The organism is Streptomyces sp. NPDC059003, assembly GCF_042740445.1.
Classification (GTDB): Bacteria; Actinomycetota; Actinomycetes; order Streptomycetales; family Streptomycetaceae; genus Streptomyces.
Genome location: NZ_JBHYJH010000398.1, coordinates 1 through 2852, shown reverse-complemented (window position 1 = coordinate 2852; position 2852 = coordinate 1). Strand labels below are relative to the sequence as shown.

Genomic DNA, 2852 nt, shown 5'->3' with positions numbered 1-2852 from the left:
GGCGAAGGGGCGTTGATCGTGCGCGAGGGACTGGATGTCGTTCACGCGGTAGCCGCGGGCACGCAGGGCGGCCACCGCCGCCTGGTCGGGTACGTCCAGCGAGGCGACGGTACGGAGTGTCATGCGGCCGCCTCCCTCGCTCCGGTGGCGCGCACCAGGTCGTCCACGGTGACCGTGCCGCTGTCCAGCAGACACAGCACGCGCTCGCGACATCGCTCCACCACGGCGGGCGGCTGTACCAGGGGGTAGGGCACCGGGGAGTCGGCCAGCCGGTAGACGATCACCCCGGCCGTGACCGTGGCCATGAGCCGCTCCTCGCCTGGCTGAAGGGTCTGGGTGCCGAGGTAGCCCTGGAGCAGGGCCGGGACCAGGACGGGCAGGTGGTGCGGTCGCTGCAGGTGATGGATGAGCAGGTGGGCCAGGAAGTAGCCGACGTCGTACAGCGGCCAGCCGCGGTGGACGTTGTCGAGGTCGCATACGGCCACTGTGCCGGCGGCCAGGCTGAGGTTCTTGGGGGCCAGGTCACCGAGGATCAGCTGCCGGTCCGGCCGGGCAGTCATCTGCTCGCAGGCCGCATCGAGCGCTGCGTGGCCTTGGGAGCGCAGGCAGAAGTCGACGGCGTAGGGCGGGAACCGCTCGTCGCTGGGGGAGCGGCGGGGCAGCCGGGCCTCCCGGGTGGCGTGGTGGATGGAGCGCGCGGCGCCGCCCAGCCGGGTCATCTCCGCGATGGTGGCCGGGCGTTGGTGCAGGTGCTCGTGGTAGTTGCGCTGGTCGAGGAAGACGTCGCTGAGGACCATGGCATGGGCCGTGGGATGGAAAGCGAGGACCTGAGGGAAGACGTGCGGGACCGTGGCTCCGTAGAGCTTAAGGGCGCGGCGTTCGTCGGCGATGAGCGCCGGGTTGGTGCGCAGCGCCGGGATCCGGGCGAAGCGGCTGCCGCGGATCTTGACGATGACGCTCCCGTCTTGGCCGCCGACGCGGAACACGTGGCTCACGTTGCCTCCCGTCAGCCGTGTGATGGCCAGGATCGGGCCCGTGTGGGGGCGGCAGTCGGCGAGCACGGACGGCAGTCCGGTGCCCAGCAGTGCGGGCAGCGTGGGCATCCGCTCGGGCGAGGGAGGGGTCATCGTGCGGGCTCCGTCTGTTCCGCGACGGACGGCGGCGCCGGGGTGAGTGTGGCTGGCAGGTCCAGCGTGGCCTGCGGCGAGGAGGCGGCCCATTGCTGGGCCATCGACTGGTAGGCGCCCGTCATCACGGTGGCGGCCCGGCGGTGGCTGGTGAGCTCGGAGCGCATCTGTTCGCGACGTCGCAGCCCGTTCAGATACTCGAGGAACTCAACGGTCGCGCGGCGCCGGGAGGACTGCTGCGTCGGTGTGGCCACGTCGGTGTTCCAGGTGGTGGTCAGGGCCTGGTAGCCGAGCCGGGTGTACTCCGTCCACTGGGGTTGCAGACGGTTGTTGCGGAAGACGTGCACCTCCACGTGGCCCCTGTGGCCCACCGCGTGCGGGTCTGCTCCGGGGTGAGCCGAGCTCAGGGTCTGCAGCGAGTGGAAGTGGAGGGCTTGGAATGGTCCCTGCTGGATGATGTGGGTCTCCTGCCGCACGCGGCCGTTGCCGGTGTAGAGACTGGAGGCAGGAGCCAGGTTCCCGCGCTGGGAGAAGCCGTTGTGGACCAGGTTGATGCTGGCGAGGGTCATGATGCGACCGCGGCTCTTGAAGGCCAGGGAGATGAACGCGTCCACCTCCCCGAACCGGTGGGTGGCCGCGCGCAGTTCGTCCGGGGTGTACGGGTTGCGGGCGGCGAAGCCGGGGAAGAGCCGCTCGTGGTCGCTGACAGTGAGCTGCGCCATGAAGTCGCCGGGCCGGGTGGCCTGGGCATGAATGGTCACGGCGTCGAGTTCCTTGCCGCTGCGCTCCGCGCCGCCCATGAGCCAGGGCACGATGTCGAAGAAGTGGTAGCCGGAGTGGGCCGCTTTGCCGTATCCCTGGTCGAAGCCGTGATACGAGAGGTCGACCAGCTCGTGGGGCAGGCGCCACTGTCCGTCGCTGTGAAAGGACTGGACGGAGGTGACCGGGCAGTTGGTCTCGTCGGCGATCTCCTCGATGAGCTGGCGCATCCGCCAGAACGCCGGGTGGTAGCGGCGCTGCGACTGCACGCTCACCAGGAGGCGGGGGTGGCGCTGGCGGGCCTGCTGGTAGCGGGCCAGGATGTCGTCGAAGTCAGCGAGGATGGCTGCCGCCTGCGCAGGGTCGGTGGAGGCGTGGGGATGCACGCTCAGTGGCTTGTCCAGGAGCACGCTCAAGCCCCGCGCCAGCGCCCAGCGGACGTAGACCATGTGGTGGGCGGGCTCGGTGGACACGATGACGGCGTTGATGTGACGGTCTTCCACCAGGGCATCCAGGGTCCGGCGGACCGGCTCGGGCAGGATCCGCAGGCGCGCGTCGAACGGCTCGACCAGCGTCATGGGCAGCGTACGGGGGCCGTCATCGGCGTCGTAGGGCAGCAGGACATCCATCGCTCCGAGGATGTCCACGCCGTATATCGTGCCGACGAGGCCGGCGGCCTGCCCGGCCGCCAGCGCCGGCAGGTGGGACCTGCGGGCGTGGGGACCGACACCGATCACCAGGATGTTCGTCATGCTGCTTTCCCGTCCTGGCGCGCGGCCTTCGCGGTTGAGGGGGTTCACCGGCGCCCCGCCCCGGTCAGGCCCCGCCGGTGCAGCTCGGGCAGGACGCCCTCGCCGACCATGTACGCCTCTTCCAGGTGCGGGAACCCGGACAGGATGATCTCCTCGAGTCCCAGGCCGGCGTACTCGGCGATGCGGTCGGCGACGTCGCTGTGGCTGCCGACCA

At 70.4% G+C, this 2852-nt stretch carries 2 protein-coding genes and 1 pseudogene; all 3 read right to left on the bottom strand.

From position 1 onward, the window contains the following. Nucleotides 1-119 precede the first annotated feature (119 nt). Nucleotides 120-1127, bottom strand: coding sequence for a phosphotransferase (locus ACFWZ5_RS46025; RefSeq protein WP_384893221.1), 1008 nt, complete (start codon nucleotides 1125-1127; stop codon nucleotides 120-122). Continuing rightward, nucleotides 1124-2638 carry a Gfo/Idh/MocA family oxidoreductase gene (locus tag ACFWZ5_RS46020; protein ID WP_384893218.1) on the bottom strand — a complete coding sequence of 505 codons (1515 nt, stop codon included), beginning with the start codon at nucleotides 2636-2638 and terminating at the stop codon, nucleotides 1124-1126. The genes ACFWZ5_RS46025 and ACFWZ5_RS46020 overlap by 4 nt, the downstream gene beginning before the upstream one ends. A 44-nt stretch (nucleotides 2639-2682) precedes the next feature. Beyond that, nucleotides 2683-2852, bottom strand: a pseudogene (locus ACFWZ5_RS46015) (alkanesulfonate monooxygenase); the annotation flags it as partial.